The 13,981-nt window shown below is 69.5% G+C and carries 13 protein-coding genes and 1 riboswitch; of the genes, 3 read left to right on the top strand and 10 right to left on the bottom strand.

Annotation, left to right across the window (positions count from 1 at the left end):
* Nucleotides 1–105 precede the first annotated feature (105 nt).
* Together ACH4TG_RS02460 and ACH4TG_RS02455 are read left to right on the top strand one after the other, a co-directional pair.
* Entirely contained in the window at nucleotides 106–885 is a 780-nt protein-coding gene (locus tag ACH4TG_RS02460) for a rhomboid family intramembrane serine protease (RefSeq protein WP_398239945.1), read from the top strand.
* Nucleotides 882–1,163, top strand: coding sequence for an Lrp/AsnC family transcriptional regulator (locus ACH4TG_RS02455; RefSeq protein WP_398239943.1), 282 nt, complete (start codon nucleotides 882–884; stop codon nucleotides 1,161–1,163). The genes ACH4TG_RS02460 and ACH4TG_RS02455 overlap by 4 nt, the downstream gene beginning before the upstream one ends.
* A 54-nt stretch (nucleotides 1,164–1,217) precedes the next feature.
* On the opposite strand, the gene ACH4TG_RS02450 is transcribed toward ACH4TG_RS02455, so the two are convergent.
* The 6 genes from ACH4TG_RS02450 to ACH4TG_RS02425 all read right to left on the bottom strand — a co-directional run bounded on the left by ACH4TG_RS02450 (nucleotide 1,218) and on the right by ACH4TG_RS02425 (nucleotide 8,549).
* The gene (locus ACH4TG_RS02450; RefSeq protein ID WP_398239941.1) at nucleotides 1,218–2,618 is read right to left on the bottom strand and encodes an aminotransferase class V-fold PLP-dependent enzyme; all 1,401 of its coding nucleotides are present in this window, start codon (nucleotides 2,616–2,618) and stop codon (nucleotides 1,218–1,220) included.
* Between the two features lie 162 nt (nucleotides 2,619–2,780).
* Nucleotides 2,781–2,897: riboswitch (SAM riboswitch) on the bottom strand.
* A 128-nt stretch (nucleotides 2,898–3,025) separates the two neighbouring features.
* The gene (gene trpD / locus ACH4TG_RS02445) at nucleotides 3,026–4,090 is read right to left on the bottom strand and encodes an anthranilate phosphoribosyltransferase (protein ID WP_398239939.1); all 1,065 of its coding nucleotides are present in this window, start codon (nucleotides 4,088–4,090) and stop codon (nucleotides 3,026–3,028) included.
* Nucleotides 4,091–4,332: 242 nt separating this feature from the next.
* Nucleotides 4,333–5,967 (bottom strand): cytochrome bc complex cytochrome b subunit, encoded by a 1,635-nt coding sequence (locus ACH4TG_RS02440; RefSeq protein WP_398239937.1) that lies wholly within the window; start codon nucleotides 5,965–5,967, stop codon nucleotides 4,333–4,335.
* Entirely contained in the window at nucleotides 5,967–7,025 is a 1,059-nt protein-coding gene (locus ACH4TG_RS02435; protein WP_398239935.1) for a Rieske 2Fe-2S domain-containing protein, read from the bottom strand. Before ACH4TG_RS02435 ends, ACH4TG_RS02440 begins: the two co-directional genes overlap by 1 nt.
* On the bottom strand, nucleotides 7,022–7,831 hold the full coding sequence (locus tag ACH4TG_RS02430; RefSeq protein ID WP_398239934.1) for a c-type cytochrome: 810 nt from the start codon (nucleotides 7,829–7,831) through the stop codon (nucleotides 7,022–7,024). Before ACH4TG_RS02430 ends, ACH4TG_RS02435 begins: the two co-directional genes overlap by 4 nt.
* 97 nt (nucleotides 7,832–7,928) lie before the next feature.
* Nucleotides 7,929–8,549, bottom strand: a complete 621-nt coding sequence (locus ACH4TG_RS02425) for a heme-copper oxidase subunit III (protein WP_398239932.1) — start codon at nucleotides 8,547–8,549, stop codon at nucleotides 7,929–7,931.
* A 236-nt stretch (nucleotides 8,550–8,785) separates the two neighbouring features.
* Between ACH4TG_RS02425 and ACH4TG_RS02420 the strand changes: the two genes are divergently transcribed.
* Nucleotides 8,786–9,208, top strand: a complete 423-nt coding sequence (locus tag ACH4TG_RS02420) for a hypothetical protein (RefSeq protein ID WP_398239931.1) — start codon at nucleotides 8,786–8,788, stop codon at nucleotides 9,206–9,208.
* Between the two features lie 87 nt (nucleotides 9,209–9,295).
* Here the strand turns inward: ACH4TG_RS02420 and ACH4TG_RS02415 are convergent, their stop codons facing one another.
* The 4 genes from ACH4TG_RS02415 to coxB form a co-directional block, all read right to left on the bottom strand.
* Nucleotides 9,296–10,666, bottom strand: a complete 1,371-nt coding sequence (locus ACH4TG_RS02415) for an Ig-like domain-containing protein (protein ID WP_398239929.1) — start codon at nucleotides 10,664–10,666, stop codon at nucleotides 9,296–9,298.
* 183 nt (nucleotides 10,667–10,849) lie between these two features.
* Nucleotides 10,850–11,248, bottom strand: coding sequence for a cytochrome c oxidase subunit 4 (locus tag ACH4TG_RS02410; protein ID WP_398239927.1), 399 nt, complete (start codon nucleotides 11,246–11,248; stop codon nucleotides 10,850–10,852).
* A complete protein-coding gene (ctaD, locus tag ACH4TG_RS02405) occupies nucleotides 11,245–12,984 on the bottom strand; it encodes a cytochrome c oxidase subunit I (protein ID WP_398239925.1) in 1,740 nt (579 codons plus the stop codon). Before ctaD ends, ACH4TG_RS02410 begins: the two co-directional genes overlap by 4 nt.
* A complete protein-coding gene (gene coxB / locus ACH4TG_RS02400; protein ID WP_398239923.1) occupies nucleotides 12,981–13,973 on the bottom strand; it encodes a cytochrome c oxidase subunit II in 993 nt (330 codons plus the stop codon). Before coxB ends, ctaD begins: the two co-directional genes overlap by 4 nt.
* Between the last annotated feature and the right edge of the window lie 8 nt (nucleotides 13,974–13,981).

Below are 13,981 nucleotides of genomic sequence, written 5' to 3'. Positions count from 1 at the left end.
GCCTCGAAGGGACGCTGCGCTGCGGCGAGACGGCCTTTGCCGGTCACCCTCCGGCTGCGGCGAGGCGACCTTTGCCCGTTACGCCCCATCCGTCATGATCGGTCCATGGTCATCCCGGTGTACGACAAGAACCCGGTCCGCCGCACCCCGGTCGTGACGTACACGCTGATCGCCCTGTGCACCGCGGTGTTCCTGCTCGGCCCGCTGTCCGGCTTCACCCCCTCCTACGGCCACGGCCACGCGCTCCAGTGCGAGCAGGCGGTCTACTTCGACCGCTGGGGGGTGATCCCGAGCGAGCTGTTCCACGGGCGGCTGCCGGTGGACCGGGTGCCGCTGCCGCAGGGCTGCCCGATCCCGGCGCCGTACCCGAAAGTGCCGTTCCTGTCGGTGCTCACCGCAATGTTCCTGCACGGCGGCTGGCTGCACCTGATCGGCAACATGCTGTTCCTCTACGTCTTCGGCGACAACGTGGAGAACCGCATGGGCCGGGTGCGGTTCGCGCTGTTCTACCTGGCGGCCGGCTACCTGGCGACGTACGGGTTCGCCCTCGCGCACACCGAGGACACGCAGAGCCTGGTCGGCGCCTCCGGGGCGATCTCCGGCGCGCTCGGCGCGTACCTCTACCTGTACCCCAAGGCCCGGGTGACCAGCCTGTTCCCGTTCCTCTTCTTCATCCCGCTGCGGTTCCCCGCGTGGATGGTGCTGGGGTTCTGGTTCGTGCTCCAGTGGCTGGCGGCGCAGACCGCCCAGGGCGGGCCGGGCATCGCCTATCTCGCGCACGTGGTCGGTTTCGCCTTCGGGTTCCTGTGCGCATGGGTCTGCTACCGGCCACGGCGTAAGGTGAGCCTCGTCATCAGGTCCACCCAAGGAGACATCCCGCCGTGATCACCGCGATCGTGCTCATCAAGACGTCTGTCGACCGGATCCCGGAGATCGCCGAGGCGATCGCGGCGCTCGACCACGTCAGCGAGGTGTACTCGGTGACCGGCAACTACGACCTGGTCGCGCTGGTGCGGGTCGCCCGCCACGACGACCTCGCGGACGTCATCCCCGGGCGGATCAGCAAGATCCCCGGTGTCGAGGTCACCGACACCCACGTGGCGTTCCGCACCTACAGCCAGCACGACCTGGAAGCGGCCTTCGCCATCGGCCTGGACGCCTGAGGACTCCGAGGGCGCTCGGAGCCCTGCGCGGTCCGGGCCGGCGGCAGGCGCCGGTCAGGCCTTGAGCGGGACGCAGCGCCCGGCCTCGGTGTGGTAGCGCCAGGCCGCGCCGTCCCGGATGAGGGAGCGCGTGGCCGCGAGGAAGCGCGTGATGTGCTCCTCGGGGGTGCCCGCGCCGAAGCTGACGCGGATCGCGTTCAGCGACGTCTCGCCGGGGGCGGAGTCCGGTGCCCCGCACTCCCCCGGCGCGCTCTCCTCCGCGTCGAGCAGCACCCGCACCAGCGGGTGCGCGCAGAACAGCCCGTCCCGCACGCCGATGCCGTGCTCGGCGGAGAGCGCCGCGGCGAAGTGCGAGCTGTTCCAGCCCTTCACGACGAACGACAGCACACCGACCCGCGCCGCGTCGTCGCCGAACAGCGACAGCACCCGCACCTCGGGGAGTTCGGCGAGCCCGGCCCGCAGCCGCCGCAGCAACTGCTGCTCGCGGTCGGCCAGCGCGTCCAGCCCCGCCTCGCTCAGCGCGCGGCAGGCGGAGGCGATGGCGTAGGCGCCGATGACGTTGGGTGAGCCGGCCTCGTGCCTCGCCGCCGAGGTGTGCCACTCGACGTCGAGCGTGCCGTCCGCGCCGCGGGCGACGGTGCGGGTGGCGCCGCCGCCGGCCAGGTACGGCTCGGCGTCGCGCAGCCAGTCGGCCCGCCCGGCCAGCACGCCGGAGCCGAACGGCGCGTACAGCTTGTGCCCGGAGAAGGCGACCCAGTCCACGTCCAGCGCGGTGACGTCCACCCCGTGGTGCGGGGCGAGTTGGGCGGCGTCCAGGACGATCCGGGCGCCGTGCCGGTGCGCGGCGGCGGCCAGTTCGCGAATCGGCCAGATCTCCCCGGTGACGTTGGACGCGCCGGTGACGCACACCAGCTTGGGTCCCTTGGGAGCGCCGTGCAGCGCCACGTCGAGCGCGGCCACCGCCTGCTCGGGCGTGCGCGGCGCGGCCAGACAGGTGACGTCGGCACCCCGGTGCTGCCAGGGCAGCAGCGAGGCGTGGTGCTCGGTCTCGAAGACGAACACCTGGGCGCCGGCCGGCAGCGCGGCGGCCAGCAGGTTGAGCGAGTCGGTGGTGGAGCGGGTGAAGACCACCTGGTCGTCGGGGCGGCAGCCGAGGAACCGCGCGACGGTCTCCCGGCTCTGCTCGAACAGGTCGGTGGAGAGCTGGGAGAGGTACCCGGCGCCGCGGTGGACGCTGCCGTAGTACGGCGCGTAGGCGGCCACGTCGTCCCAGACCCGCTGCAGGGCGGGCGCGCTGGCGGCGTAGTCGAGGGCCGCGTAGGTCACCTCCCCGCCGGTCACCAGCGGGACGGACACGTCCCGGCCGAGCACGGGCAGCGGCGCACAGATCTCGGTGGCGCGGGGGGCAGCGATGGTCACGGTCACGACGAACTCCCGGAGGAAGGCAGGCGGCATCGGCGCCCGCCGGGGCACGCCGGAGACACGGCGGCCCGCACGGCGGCGCTGAACGCGCAAGGAGGCGGAAGGCAGCGGATGAAAGCAGACGGAAGTGCAGAAAAGACGCAGAACCGGGGCCGACAGGCCCTAGCGCATTCGCTTACTCAAGAAAGGCTCCCCAAGTCCGGCTTGCTGCGAGCCTCGCTGCCCGCAGCCTGGTCATCACCCGGGGCACCCCGCCTCGGACGGAGGGTTGCCGGACAGCGAGCCGGGGCCTTTGCGCTGTCACTCGTGACCTGCACAGCATTGTGCCATACACGTGCTTGGGTGCAAGGCGCCGTCCGCACCGTGGACGGACCGCACGGCGCGGGCCGCCGTCCGCGGTGCGGACGGCGGCCCGTGACGAGCTCGTGCGGGAAACCGCCTCAGGCGTGGGTCGCCGCGGCCCAGCGCTCCAGCACCGCGGCCGCCGCGCCCGAGTCGATGGACTCGGCGGCCTTGGCGAGGCCGGCCGCGATCTGCTCCTCCAGCGGCACGCTGCGCGGCTCCAGAGCGGCCAGCGCCGCCGCGGAGTTGAGCAGTACGGCGTCCCGCACCGGGCCGGTCTCGCCGGCCAGCAGACGGCGGGCCACCTCCGCGTTGTGGGCCGCGTCGGCACCGCGCAGCGCCTCCACCGGCACCAGCGGCAGGCCGACGTCCCGCGGGTCGAACGCGGTGTGCTCGACCTTGCCGTCGCGCACCACCCACACCTGCGAGGTGGCCGTGGTGGTCAGCTCGTCCAGGCCGTCGTCACCGCGGAACACCAGGGCGGACGAGCCGCGTTCGGCGAGCACCCCGGCCATGATGGGCGCCATGCGCGCGTCGGCGACCCCGGTGGCCTGGGCCCGCACCCGGGCCGGGTTGGTCAGCGGGCCGAGGAAGTTGAAGGTGGTCCCCACCCCCAACTCGGCGCGGGCCTTGGCCACATGGCGCAGCGCAGGGTGGAAGCGGATGGCGAAGCAGAAGGTGATGCCGGCCTCCTCGGCGACCTGCGCCACCCGCTCAGGGGACAGCTCCAGGTTGACGCCGAGCTTCTCCAGCACGTCGGAGGCGCCGCTGGCCGAGGACGCGGCGCGGTTGCCGTGCTTGACCACCTTCGCGCCGGTGCCGGCGACCACGATCGCGGACATCGTCGAGATGTTGACGGTCTTCGCCCGGTCGCCGCCGGTGCCGACGATGTCGACGCTGGGCCCGGGGACCTCGATGGTGTTGGCGTGCTCGTACATCGCGCGGACCATGCCGGAGACCTCGTCGACGGTCTCGCCCTTGGCCCGCAGCGCCACCGCGAACCCGGCGATCTGCACGTCGGTGGCCTCACCGCTCATGATCCGGTCCATCGCCCACGCGGTGTCGTCCACGTTCAGATCGCGACCGGCCATCAGTGCGCTGAGCACCTCCGGCCAGGAACGAGCTGCCGTCGTCTCGCCTCCGGCGGGTGTCACAACGCTCATGGGTCACGCTCCTGCAACGGCTCCTGAGTGGACCTTCACCCTATCGGGAGTGGGGGCGCGCACAGACGGGCCGGGGCCGGGGGGGGGGGGGGGGGGGGGGGGGGGCCGGGGCGGGCCGGGGCCGGGCGCGGGGGGGGGGGCGCGGCGGGGGGGGGGGGCGGGGGCCCCCCCCCCCCCCCCCGGGGGGGCCCCCCCCGCCCCCCCCCCCCCGGGCCCGGCCCGGTGTGTGGCGACGCTCTGCGTCAGTGGTGGCCGTGGCCTGAGGTGATCTCCTCGAACTCCTCCACCGTCGGCTTCGGGATCTGGCTGTGCTCGCCGTAGAAGTTGCGCGACAGGCGTGCCTGCAGCTTGTCGACGTGCGAGGCCTTGCGCGCGACACCGTTCTCGTCGACCTCGGGGCCGAGGTCGATCGGCGTCGGCTGGACGTGCGCGGTGAGCACGTGCAACTGCTGCTGCGAGAGCGGCTCGTGCACCTCGATGAACTCACCGTGCGGCAGGCGCTTGATGATGCCGGTCTCCCGGCCGTGCAGCACCTTGTCGCGGTCGCGCCGTTGCAGACCCAGGCAGATCCGTTTGGTGACCCAGAACGCGATGACCGGTAGGACGAAGAAGCCGATCCGTACGAACCAGGTGATCGCGTTGATGGACAGATGGAAGTGCGTGGCGAAGATGTCGTTGCCGCCACCGATCAGCAGCACGAAGTACAGCGTCAGCCAGCCGACGCCCAGGCCGGTGCGCACCGGGCGGTTGCGCGGCCGGTCCAGGATGTGGTGCTCGCGTTTGTCGCCGGTGACCCAGGACTCGATGAACGGGTAGACGGCGATGGACAGCAGCACCAGCGGGAAGATCATCAGCGGCACGAAGACGCCGAGCACCAGGGTGTGGCCCCAGGCTCTGATCTCCCAGCCAGGCATCACACGGATCAGACCCTCGGAGAAGCCCATGTACCAGTCGGGCTGTGCGCCGGTGGACACCTGGTCCGGCCGGTAGGGGCCGATGGTCCAGATCGGGTTGATGGTGACCAGCGCGGCGATCGCCGAGATGACACCGAAGACCAGGAAGAAGAAGCCGCCCGCCTTGGCCGTGTAGATCGGCAGCAGCGGGGTGCCGACGACGTTCTTCTCGGTCTTGCCCGCACCCGGGAACTGGGTGTGCTTGTGGTAGAAGACCAGGATCAGGTGGGCGGTCAGCAGACCGGCCATCAGACCTGGCAGCAGCAGGATGTGCACCGAGTAGAACCGGGACACGAAGTCGTGCCCGGGGAACTCCCCGCCGAACAGGAACATCGACAGGTAGGTGCCGATCAGCGGGGTCGACAGGACCGCGCCCTCGGTGAACCGCACGCCGGTGCCGGACAGCAGGTCGTCCGGCAGCGAGTAGCCGGTGAAGCCGGTGAACATGCCGAGGAACAGCAGCGTCCAGCCGAACAGCCAGTTGACCTCGCGCGGCTTGCGGAACCCGCCGGTGAAGAAGACGCGCATCATGTGCACGATCATGCCGGCGATGAAGATCAGCGCGGCCCAGTGGTGGATCTGCCGGATGAGCAGACCACCGCGCACCTCGAAGCTGATGTGCAGGGTCGAGGCGTACGCGTCGGACATCCGCACGCCCTGCAGCGGCGCGTACGGGCCGTGGTAGACGACCTCGGTCATGCTCGGGTGGAAGAACAGCGTCAGATACACACCCGTGAGGATGAGGATGATGAAGCTGTAGAGGCAGACCTCACCGAGCATGAAGGACCAGTGGTCCGGGAAGATCTTCCGCAGGTTCGACTTGGCCATCTTGTAGAGGCCGAGCCGGCTGTCGGTCCACTCGGCGACCCGCTCACCCGGGTGGGTGGCCCGCCGCCGCGACGGGGATTCGGTCGTAGTACTCATCAGCGCTCCCAGAAAGCCGGGCCGACGGGCACCGCGAAGTCACCGAGGGCGACGAGATTGCCATCGCCGTTGACGCTGATCCGCAGCTGCGGCAGCGGGTGACCCGCCGGCCCGAAGATCACTCGGGCCCCGTCGGAGAGGTCGAACGTCGACTGGTGGCAGGGGCACAGTACGTGGTGCGTCTGCTGCTCGTAGAGGCTGATCGGGCAGCCGACGTGGGTGCAGATCTTGGAGAAGGCCACGATGCCCTGGTGTCCCCAGGCGGCCTCGGTCTTGTCCTTGATGTCCTCCGGCCTGAGCCGGACGATCATCAGGGCGGCCTTGGCGATCTGCGTCTGGAAGTCCTCGTCGGACTCCAGCAGGCCCTCCGGCTGGGCGAAGGTCAGCGAGCCGACCGCGACGTCCTCGGGGCGAAGGGGCTTGTTGGTGTTGGTGTTGATCAGCACCTTGCCCTTGGACCACAGGGTGTGGCGGAGCTTGTCCTCCGGCAGCGGGCCCAGGTCGCGCAGCAGCACCACACCGGCGAGCGGGACCAGGGTCATCGCGCCGAACATGGTGGTGCGGATGAGCTTGCGGCGGCCGAAGCCGCTCTCCCGGGCGCCGGTGATCCACTGCTGGCGGATGTTCTCCCGCAGTTCGTCGTCGGCGTCGGCGCGGTGGCGCTCGTCGACGATCTCCTCGTCGCTCATCAGCGTGCGCGCCCAGTGGACGGCGCCGACGCCGATGCCGAGCAGCGCGACCGCGAGGGTGAGACCCAGCGAGAAGTTCAGCGCGCTGACATGGCCGACCGGGAAGATGTAGACGATCTTGTCCACCGGGAAGATGACGAACGACGCGATGAACGCGATCGTCCCGAGCATCGACAGGGCGAACAGGCCCGCGACCACGCGCTCGGAGTGCTTCGCGGCCTTCTCGTCGATGTCCTGGCGGCGGTACTCGTGAGGCGGCAGGCCGGGGTTGGCGAACGGGTCGTGCTTGACCGCGTCGCCGGAGCGGCCGCCGACTTCAGTCGGCAGGTTCTCTGACACGTCGTTGTGGGATCCGGTTTCGTCGCTCATGACTTCTTGGCCTTAGCTGTCCGTGCGGCCATCCAGACGGCGATGGCGATCATCGTGCCGAGACCGAAGACCCAGGCGAACAGGCCCTCGGACACGGGTCCGATCGCACCCAGCGTGAACCCGCCGGGGTTGTCGCTCTTGGAGCTGTCGACCTCGTCCAGGTACGCGATGATGTCGGCCTTGGCGTCCTGCGGCATGGTCGTGTCAGGGAACGACGGCATGTTCTGCGGACCGGTCTGCATCGCCTCGTAGATGTGCTTCGGGTCCACACCCTTCAGGCTGGGTGCGAACTTGCCGTCCGTCAAGGCACCGCCTCGGCCAACGAAGTTGTGGCACTGGGCGCAGTTGGTGCGGAACAGCTCGCCGCCCTTGGCGGCGTCGGCGCCGGCCGGGCTGTACTGGTCCTTGGTCGGCGCGGCCGGACCGGGGCCCAGCGTCGCGACGTACGCGGCCAGCTGGTCGATCTCGGCCTGGGTGTAGATGTTCTTCTTCTTCGGGATCTGCGCACCAGGCTGCTGCGCGGGCATGCGGCCGGTGCCGACCTGGAAGTCCACCGCGGCCGAGCCCACACCGACCAGGCTCGGGCCGTCGGTGCTGCCCTGGCCGGAGGTGCCGTGGCAACTGGCGCAGCCGACGGAGTACAGCTTCTTGCCCTGCGTGATGGCCAGGGACTGCGCGGAGTCGTCGGCCTGCGCCTTGGGCGCCGGCGCGAACGCGGCGTACAGCCCCCCGGTGGCCGCGAGCGCGAAGAGTAGGACGACGAGCGCCGCCAGCGGGTGGCGCCGTCGTGCGGAGAGCTTTTTCACGGATTACCCCGGTGTCAGGATCTCTTGTGTCGATCGCTTCTGGTGTGTGTCTGTCCGGCGCCGTCGGGTCGGCAGCGCCTGTGACGGACGCAGCCGACTACTTGATCAGGTAGATCGTGGCGAAGAGGCCGATCCAGACGACATCGACGAAGTGCCAGTAGTAGGACACGACGATGGCGGCGGTGGCCTGCTGGTGGGTGAACCGCCTGGCTGCGTACGTGCGACCCAGGACCAGCAGGAACGCGATCAGACCACCCGTCACATGGAGCCCGTGGAACCCGGTCGTCAGGTAGAACACCGAGCCGTACGGGTCGGAGCTGAGCGAGATCCCGTCCTTCTTGACCAGGTTCGTGTACTCGAAGATCTGCCCTCCGATGAAGATCGCGCCCATCACGAACGTCACGATGAACCAGGAGCGCAGCTTCTTCACGTCACCGCGTTCGGCGGCGAACACGCCCATCTGGCAGGTGAAGGAGGAGAGCACGAGGATCGTGGTGTTCGTCGCGGAGAACGGCACGTTCAGCGCGTCGGCGTGTGCCTTCCAGAAGTCGGCACCCGTGACCGACCGAAGGGTGAAGTACATCGCGAAGAGGGCCGCGAAGAACATCAACTCGGAACTCAGCCAGATGATGGTTCCGACGCTGGTGAGGTTCGGCCGGTTGACCGACGGGTGCGCGTGCCCGGTTTCTACTGCTGTTGCTGTCGCCACGTCCGACATTATGTCGGTCGCTTATCTGGCACTCACTCCGGGGGGTCCCCTTCGGTGTGTCAAGGCCCGGCCAGGACCCGCACGGCCTAGTCAGCCGTTCGCTCGAACGAGGGATGACGCCGCGTCGGAGGTTCTCCGGGAGGATCTCCGGCCCCAGGGACCTCCCTCGTCAGCCCCGGGCGGAGTAGCATCCGAGACAGCTTGAGAAAGCGTTCACGAGGACGTGTACGAGGAGGAGAGCCAGGATGCAGGCGACCGCCACGGTGCTGGTCTACAGCGACGACGCGAACACCCGGGAACAGGTCCGGCTCGCCGTCGGCCGCAGGCCCGCCGCAGACCTGCCGCCGGTGGAGTACGTCGAGTGCGCGACGCTCCCCGCGGTCCTCACCGAGCTCGAACGGGGCGGCATCGACCTGTGCGTGCTGGACGGCGAGGCGAACCCCGCGGGCGGTATGGGCGTGTGCCGCCAGATCAAGGACGAGATCTACAACTGCCCGCCGGTCCTGGTGCTGATCGGGCGCCCGCAGGACGCCTGGCTGGCCACCTGGAGCCGGGCCGACGCCGCGGTCACCCACCCGGTGGACCCGGTCGCGCTCAGCGACACCTCGGCCCAGCTGCTGCGCCGGCGGGTCGCGCCGGCCGCCGGCAAGGCCGTCGCGACCCACTGACGGATCGCACGGCGGGCGCCCGCCGGGACCGGGACACGCGTCCGGGCCCGGTGGCGCCCGGCCACCGGACCCGAATCCCGGGCCGCCTCAGAGGGCCTGCGGCTGGAGCCGCGCCGGGTCGGTCGTGGGCCTGCTGCCCGCGTCCAGCTTGTTGGGGTCCTGGCCCTGGTCGGGGCTGGGGCTCTGGCTCTCGTCCGGGTTCGGCTGCTGCTGCTTGGGCGCGCCGGTCACGCCGCCCCCGCTGGTCAGCGCGCTGCCCTGCTTCCACTGCGACCAACTGAGGTTCCAGTCGCCGAAGCCGTTGTCGAACGGCGTCATCGTCGAGCCGTGGCTGTTCACCACCTGCACGATGTCGCCCTGTTCCACGTGATCGAAGAACCACTCCGCGTTCGCGGTGCTCATGCCCGTGCAGCCGTGGCTGACGTTGGCATAGCCCTGCGAGCCCTCGGACCAGGGTGCGGCGTGCACGTACTCGCCGCTCCAGGTGACCCGGGTCGCCCAGTAGACGGGCAGGTCGTAGGAGTCCGAGCTGCCTGCGGCGATGCCCACGGTCTCGCTCTTCATCTGGACGTACTGCTGCTTCTCCAGCACGACCTTGATGCCGTTGCGGGTGTCGAAGCCCGGCTTGCCGGTGGTGACCGGCATGGTCTTGATCACCTTGCCGTCTTCCTTGAACGTCATCTGGTCGGTGGCCGCGTCGGTGGTCGCCTCGACCCGGTCGCCGGTGTGCAGCGTCAGCGGCTTGTCGTCGCCGCCGTACAGCTTGTCCTGCACGCGGACCCCGCTGAGCGTGCTGCGCGCGGTGATGGTGGCGTGGGCCGGCCAGTACGTCTGCGGGCGGTAGTGGAGGGTCTTGTCGTCCACCCAGTACCAGGAGCCGGGGGCGGCCTGGGGCACCGAGCTGACCCGCAGGTTGGCCTCCACGGCGGCCCGCGCGGAGCGGTCGTGGACCGGCTTGCTGAGCGTGGCGGTGAGGGGCTGGCCGACGCCGTACGTCCCGGCGTCCGGGCCGAAGGTCACATGCAGTCCCGCGCCCTGCGAGGTGGTGTCGAAGTTGACGACCTTGCGGCCGGGGTGGCCGTCGGAGTCCTCGGTGCTGACCCGCACGGTGTAGTGGGCCCCGGCGGCCAGCGGTGCGGTCGACTGCCAGGTCAGACCGTCGGCGCTGAGTTGACCGCGGATGTAGCGTCCCGCTGTGTCGGTGGCCGTCACGTCGGTGATGCGGCTGCCGTCGTCCTTGACGGAGACCTTCAGCGGCTTGTTCGGGTCCGCCTTGCCGCCGGAGGCGGTCCCGTACACGACCTTGGCCGTGGCGTCGTACGGGGAGGCGGCGAGCGGGTTGCCGCCGCTGCTGCAGGCGGCGAGTCCCACCGCCAGCGGGGATATGGCTATCAGGAGCGCGCAGCGCGATGCCAGGCGCGTCCAGTGGGGGCTGTCCCCGGTGCGAATGTGGGTCATACGGACACGCTAGGAACGCACCCCGCCGTACGCGCGCGGAGCGGGTGCAAACGGGGGGCGGGGCAAGGAGACACGCCGTGGCGGTCCCCTGGACGGCCCTGGAGAGGACCTCGGGCGGCACGAAGGGCGGGCCCGGAACACCTCGCGGTGTCCGGGCCCGCCCTTCGGTCGTGCTGTCGGGTCCTACTGCGTGCGGTCCTCGCCGCGGTAGTACTCGAACACCCAGCCGTACACGCCGACCAGGATCACCGGCAGCGAGAAGAACAGCAGCCACCAGCCGAAGATGATGCCGAGGAAGGCCAGCGAACCGCCGATGCCCAGGGCGAGCGGCTGCCAGCTGTGCGGGCTGAAGAAGCCCAGCTCACCGGCGTCGTCGGCAACGTCCGCGTCGTCCCGGTCCTGGGCGCCGTTGTCGGCCCGCCGGGCGGTGAACGCCAGGTAGAAGCCGATCATGGTGCACAGGCAGAAGGCGAGCACCAGCGCGGTGGTGCCGGCCGGCTCCTTCGACCACAGGCCGTAGACGACGGCCGCGGCCAGGATGAAGACGGCGAAGCCGCCGAACATCTTGCCTTGGATCTTCACTGGCCGGCCTCCTTGCCCTCAGTGCCGGACAGGGCCCGGCCGGCGCCGTGCGCGGCCAGCTCGTCCACCGCGGCGATCTCCGGGTGGTGCAGGTCGAACGCCGGGGATTCGGAGCGGATCCGCGGCAGGGTGAGGAAGTTGTGCCGCGGCGGCGGGCACGAGGTGGCCCACTCCAGCGAACGGCCGTAGCCCCACGGGTCGTCGACCTCGACCTTCTTGCCGTACTTGGCGGTCTTCCAGACGTTGTAGAGGAACGGCAGGATCGACAGGCCGAGCAGGAAGGAGGAGATGGTCGAGACGGTGTTCAGGGTGGTGAAGCCGTCCGCGGCCAGGTAGTCGGCGTAGCGGCGGGGCATGCCCTCGGCGCCCAGCCAGTGCTGGACGAGGAAGGTCCCGTGGAACCCGAAGAACAGCGTCCAGAAGGTGATCTTGCCGAGCCGCTCGTCGAGCATCTTGCCGGTCATCTTCGGCCACCAGAAGTGGAATCCGGCGAACATCGCGAACACCACGGTGCCGAACACCACGTAGTGGAAGTGCGCCACCACGAAGTACGAGTCCGAGACGTGGAAGTCCAGCGGCGGAGCCGCGAGGATGACACCGGTCAGACCGCCGAAGGTGAAGGTGATCAGGAAGCCGATCGCCCACAGCATCGGTGTCTCGAAACTCAGACTTCCCTTCCACATCGTGCCGATCCAGTTGAAGAACTTCACACCGGTCGGTACCGCGATCAGGAAGGTCATGAAGGAGAAGAACGGCAGGAGCACTCCGCCGGTGACGTACATGTGGTGCGCCCACACGGTCACGGACAGGCCGGCGATGGAGATGGTCGCCGCGACCAGGCCGATGTAACCGAACATCGGCTTGCGGGAGAAGACCGGAATGACCTCGGAGATGATGCCGAAGAACGGTAGGGCGATGATGTACACCTCTGGATGGCCGAAGAACCAGAAGAGGTGTTGCCACAAGAGCGCACCGCCGTTGGCGGCGTCGAAGACGTGCGCCCCGAATTTCCGGTCGGCCTCCAGGCACAGCAGCGCGGCGGCCAGCACCGGGAAGGCGAGCAGGACCAGGACGGCGGTCAGCAGCACGTTCCACACGAAGATCGGCATGCGGAACATCGTCATGCCCGGTGCGCGCATGCAGATGATCGTGGTGATGAAGTTGACCGCACCGAGGATGGTGCCGAAGCCCGACAGCGCCAGACCCATGATCCACATGTCCGCGCCGGCGCCGGGCGAGTGCACGGCGTCGGACAGCGGCGAGTACGCGAACCAGCCGAAGTCCGCCGCGCCCTGGGGCGTGACGAAGCCGCCGACCGCGATCAGCGAGCCGAACAGGTAGAGCCAGTAGGCGAACATGTTCAGCCGCGGGAACGCCACGTCGGGCGCGCCGATCTGCAGCGGCATGATCCAGTTGGTGAACCCGGCGAACAGCGGGGTCGCGAACATCAGCAGCATCACGGTGCCGTGCATCGTGAACGCCTGGTTGAACTGCTCGTTCGACAGGAACTGGTTGCCCGGGCGGGCGAGTTCCGCACGCATCAGCAGCGCCATGACGCCGCCGATGAGGAAGAAGGCGAACGACGTCACCAGGTACAGGGTGCCGATGGTCTTGTGGTCGGTGGTGGTGAGCCACTTGACCACCGCAGAGCCGGGGCTCTTGGTGCGGACCGGTAGTTCGTCCTCGTACGAGTCGTCGGCCTCGGCCGCACCCTGAGGTTCGTTGAGAATGCTCATGTGGTCTTGGGCTCCGAGTTCTTCGCGTTGCCCGTCGTGGGAATACCTGCCGGGATGTAGCCGGTCTGGCCCGCCTTGGCGAGGTCCTGGAGGTGCTTCTGGTACTCGGCGGGGGTCACGACCTTGACGTTGAACAGCATCCGCGAGTGGTCCTGCCCGCACAGCTCGGCGCACTTGCCCTTGAAGTTGCCGATCTTGTCGGGCGTCACCTGGAAGACGTTGGTGTGCCCCGGGATGACGTCCATCTTCATCAGGAAGGGAATGATCCAGAACGAGTGGATCACGTCACGCGAGGTGAGGACGAAGCGCACCGACTGACCCTCGGGCAGCCACAGCGTCGGGCCCGGCAGGCCCGTCTGCGGGTCCTTGCTGGCCGGGGTGCCGACGTCGTAGACGCCCTCCGCACCCGGGGGCATGTCCAGCTTGTTCGCCGGGATCTCGCGCAGGTTCGGCGGGACGCCCACCGGCGTCGCCGGGTTGCCGTCCACGTTCTCGACGTAGTTGAAGCCCCAGCTCCACTGGAAGCCGACGACGTTGATGACGTGTTGCGGCTTCTTCGAGGTGTCCAGGATCTTCGACTCGTCGCGCGCGGTGAAGTAGAACAGCACCGCGATCACAAGGATCGGGACGATCGTGTAGAGCGCCTCAAGAGGCATGTTGTAGCGGGTCTGCGGAGGAACCTCGACCTTGGTCCGGCTGCGCCGGTGGAAGATCACGCTCCACAGGATCAGGCCCCAGACGAGCACACCGGTCGCCAGCGCGGCGGCCCAGGAGCCCTGCCAGAGCGCGAGGATCCGCGGTGCCTCTTCCGTGGCCGGGCTGGGCATGCCGAGGCGGGGGTAGTCCTGCCACGAGCAGCCCGTGGCAGTCGCCAGGACCAGGCCCGCGGCCAGCGCCCGCGGCAACCATCGCCGTACGGGCCTCCGCGACATGGGGGTGCCTCCCACGCCGTCTCGGCCGTGGGGGAGGTCGGAGCCGTTGGGACTCACGTAGCGCC

Source organism: Streptomyces sp. NPDC020917, assembly GCF_044333795.1.
Classification (GTDB): domain Bacteria; phylum Actinomycetota; class Actinomycetes; order Streptomycetales; family Streptomycetaceae; genus Actinacidiphila.
This window is presented reverse-complemented; position numbering and strand designations above follow the sequence as displayed.

What these genes read in the sequence shown, in the direction of transcription:
- ACH4TG_RS02440 (WP_398239937.1), bottom strand. Translation starts at nt 5,967, where the DNA reads ATGAGTACTACGACCGAATCCCCGTCGCGGCGGCGGGCCACCCACCCG.
- trpD (WP_398239939.1), bottom strand. Translation starts at nt 4,090, where the DNA reads ATGAGCGTTGTGACACCCGCCGGAGGCGAGACGACGGCAGCTCGTTCC.
- ACH4TG_RS02420 (WP_398239931.1), top strand. Translation starts at nt 8,786, where the DNA reads ATGCAGGCGACCGCCACGGTGCTGGTCTACAGCGACGACGCGAACACC.
- ACH4TG_RS02425 (WP_398239932.1), bottom strand. Translation starts at nt 8,549, where the DNA reads ATGTCGGACGTGGCGACAGCAACAGCAGTAGAAACCGGGCACGCGCAC.
- ACH4TG_RS02460 (WP_398239945.1), top strand. Translation starts at nt 106, where the DNA reads ATGGTCATCCCGGTGTACGACAAGAACCCGGTCCGCCGCACCCCGGTC.
- ACH4TG_RS02415 (WP_398239929.1), bottom strand. Translation starts at nt 10,666, where the DNA reads ATGACCCACATTCGCACCGGGGACAGCCCCCACTGGACGCGCCTGGCA.
- ACH4TG_RS02435 (WP_398239935.1), bottom strand. Translation starts at nt 7,025, where the DNA reads ATGAGCGACGAAACCGGATCCCACAACGACGTGTCAGAGAACCTGCCG.
- ctaD (WP_398239925.1), bottom strand. Translation starts at nt 12,984, where the DNA reads ATGAGCATTCTCAACGAACCTCAGGGTGCGGCCGAGGCCGACGACTCG.
- ACH4TG_RS02450 (WP_398239941.1), bottom strand. Translation starts at nt 2,618, where the DNA reads ATGCCGCCTGCCTTCCTCCGGGAGTTCGTCGTGACCGTGACCATCGCT.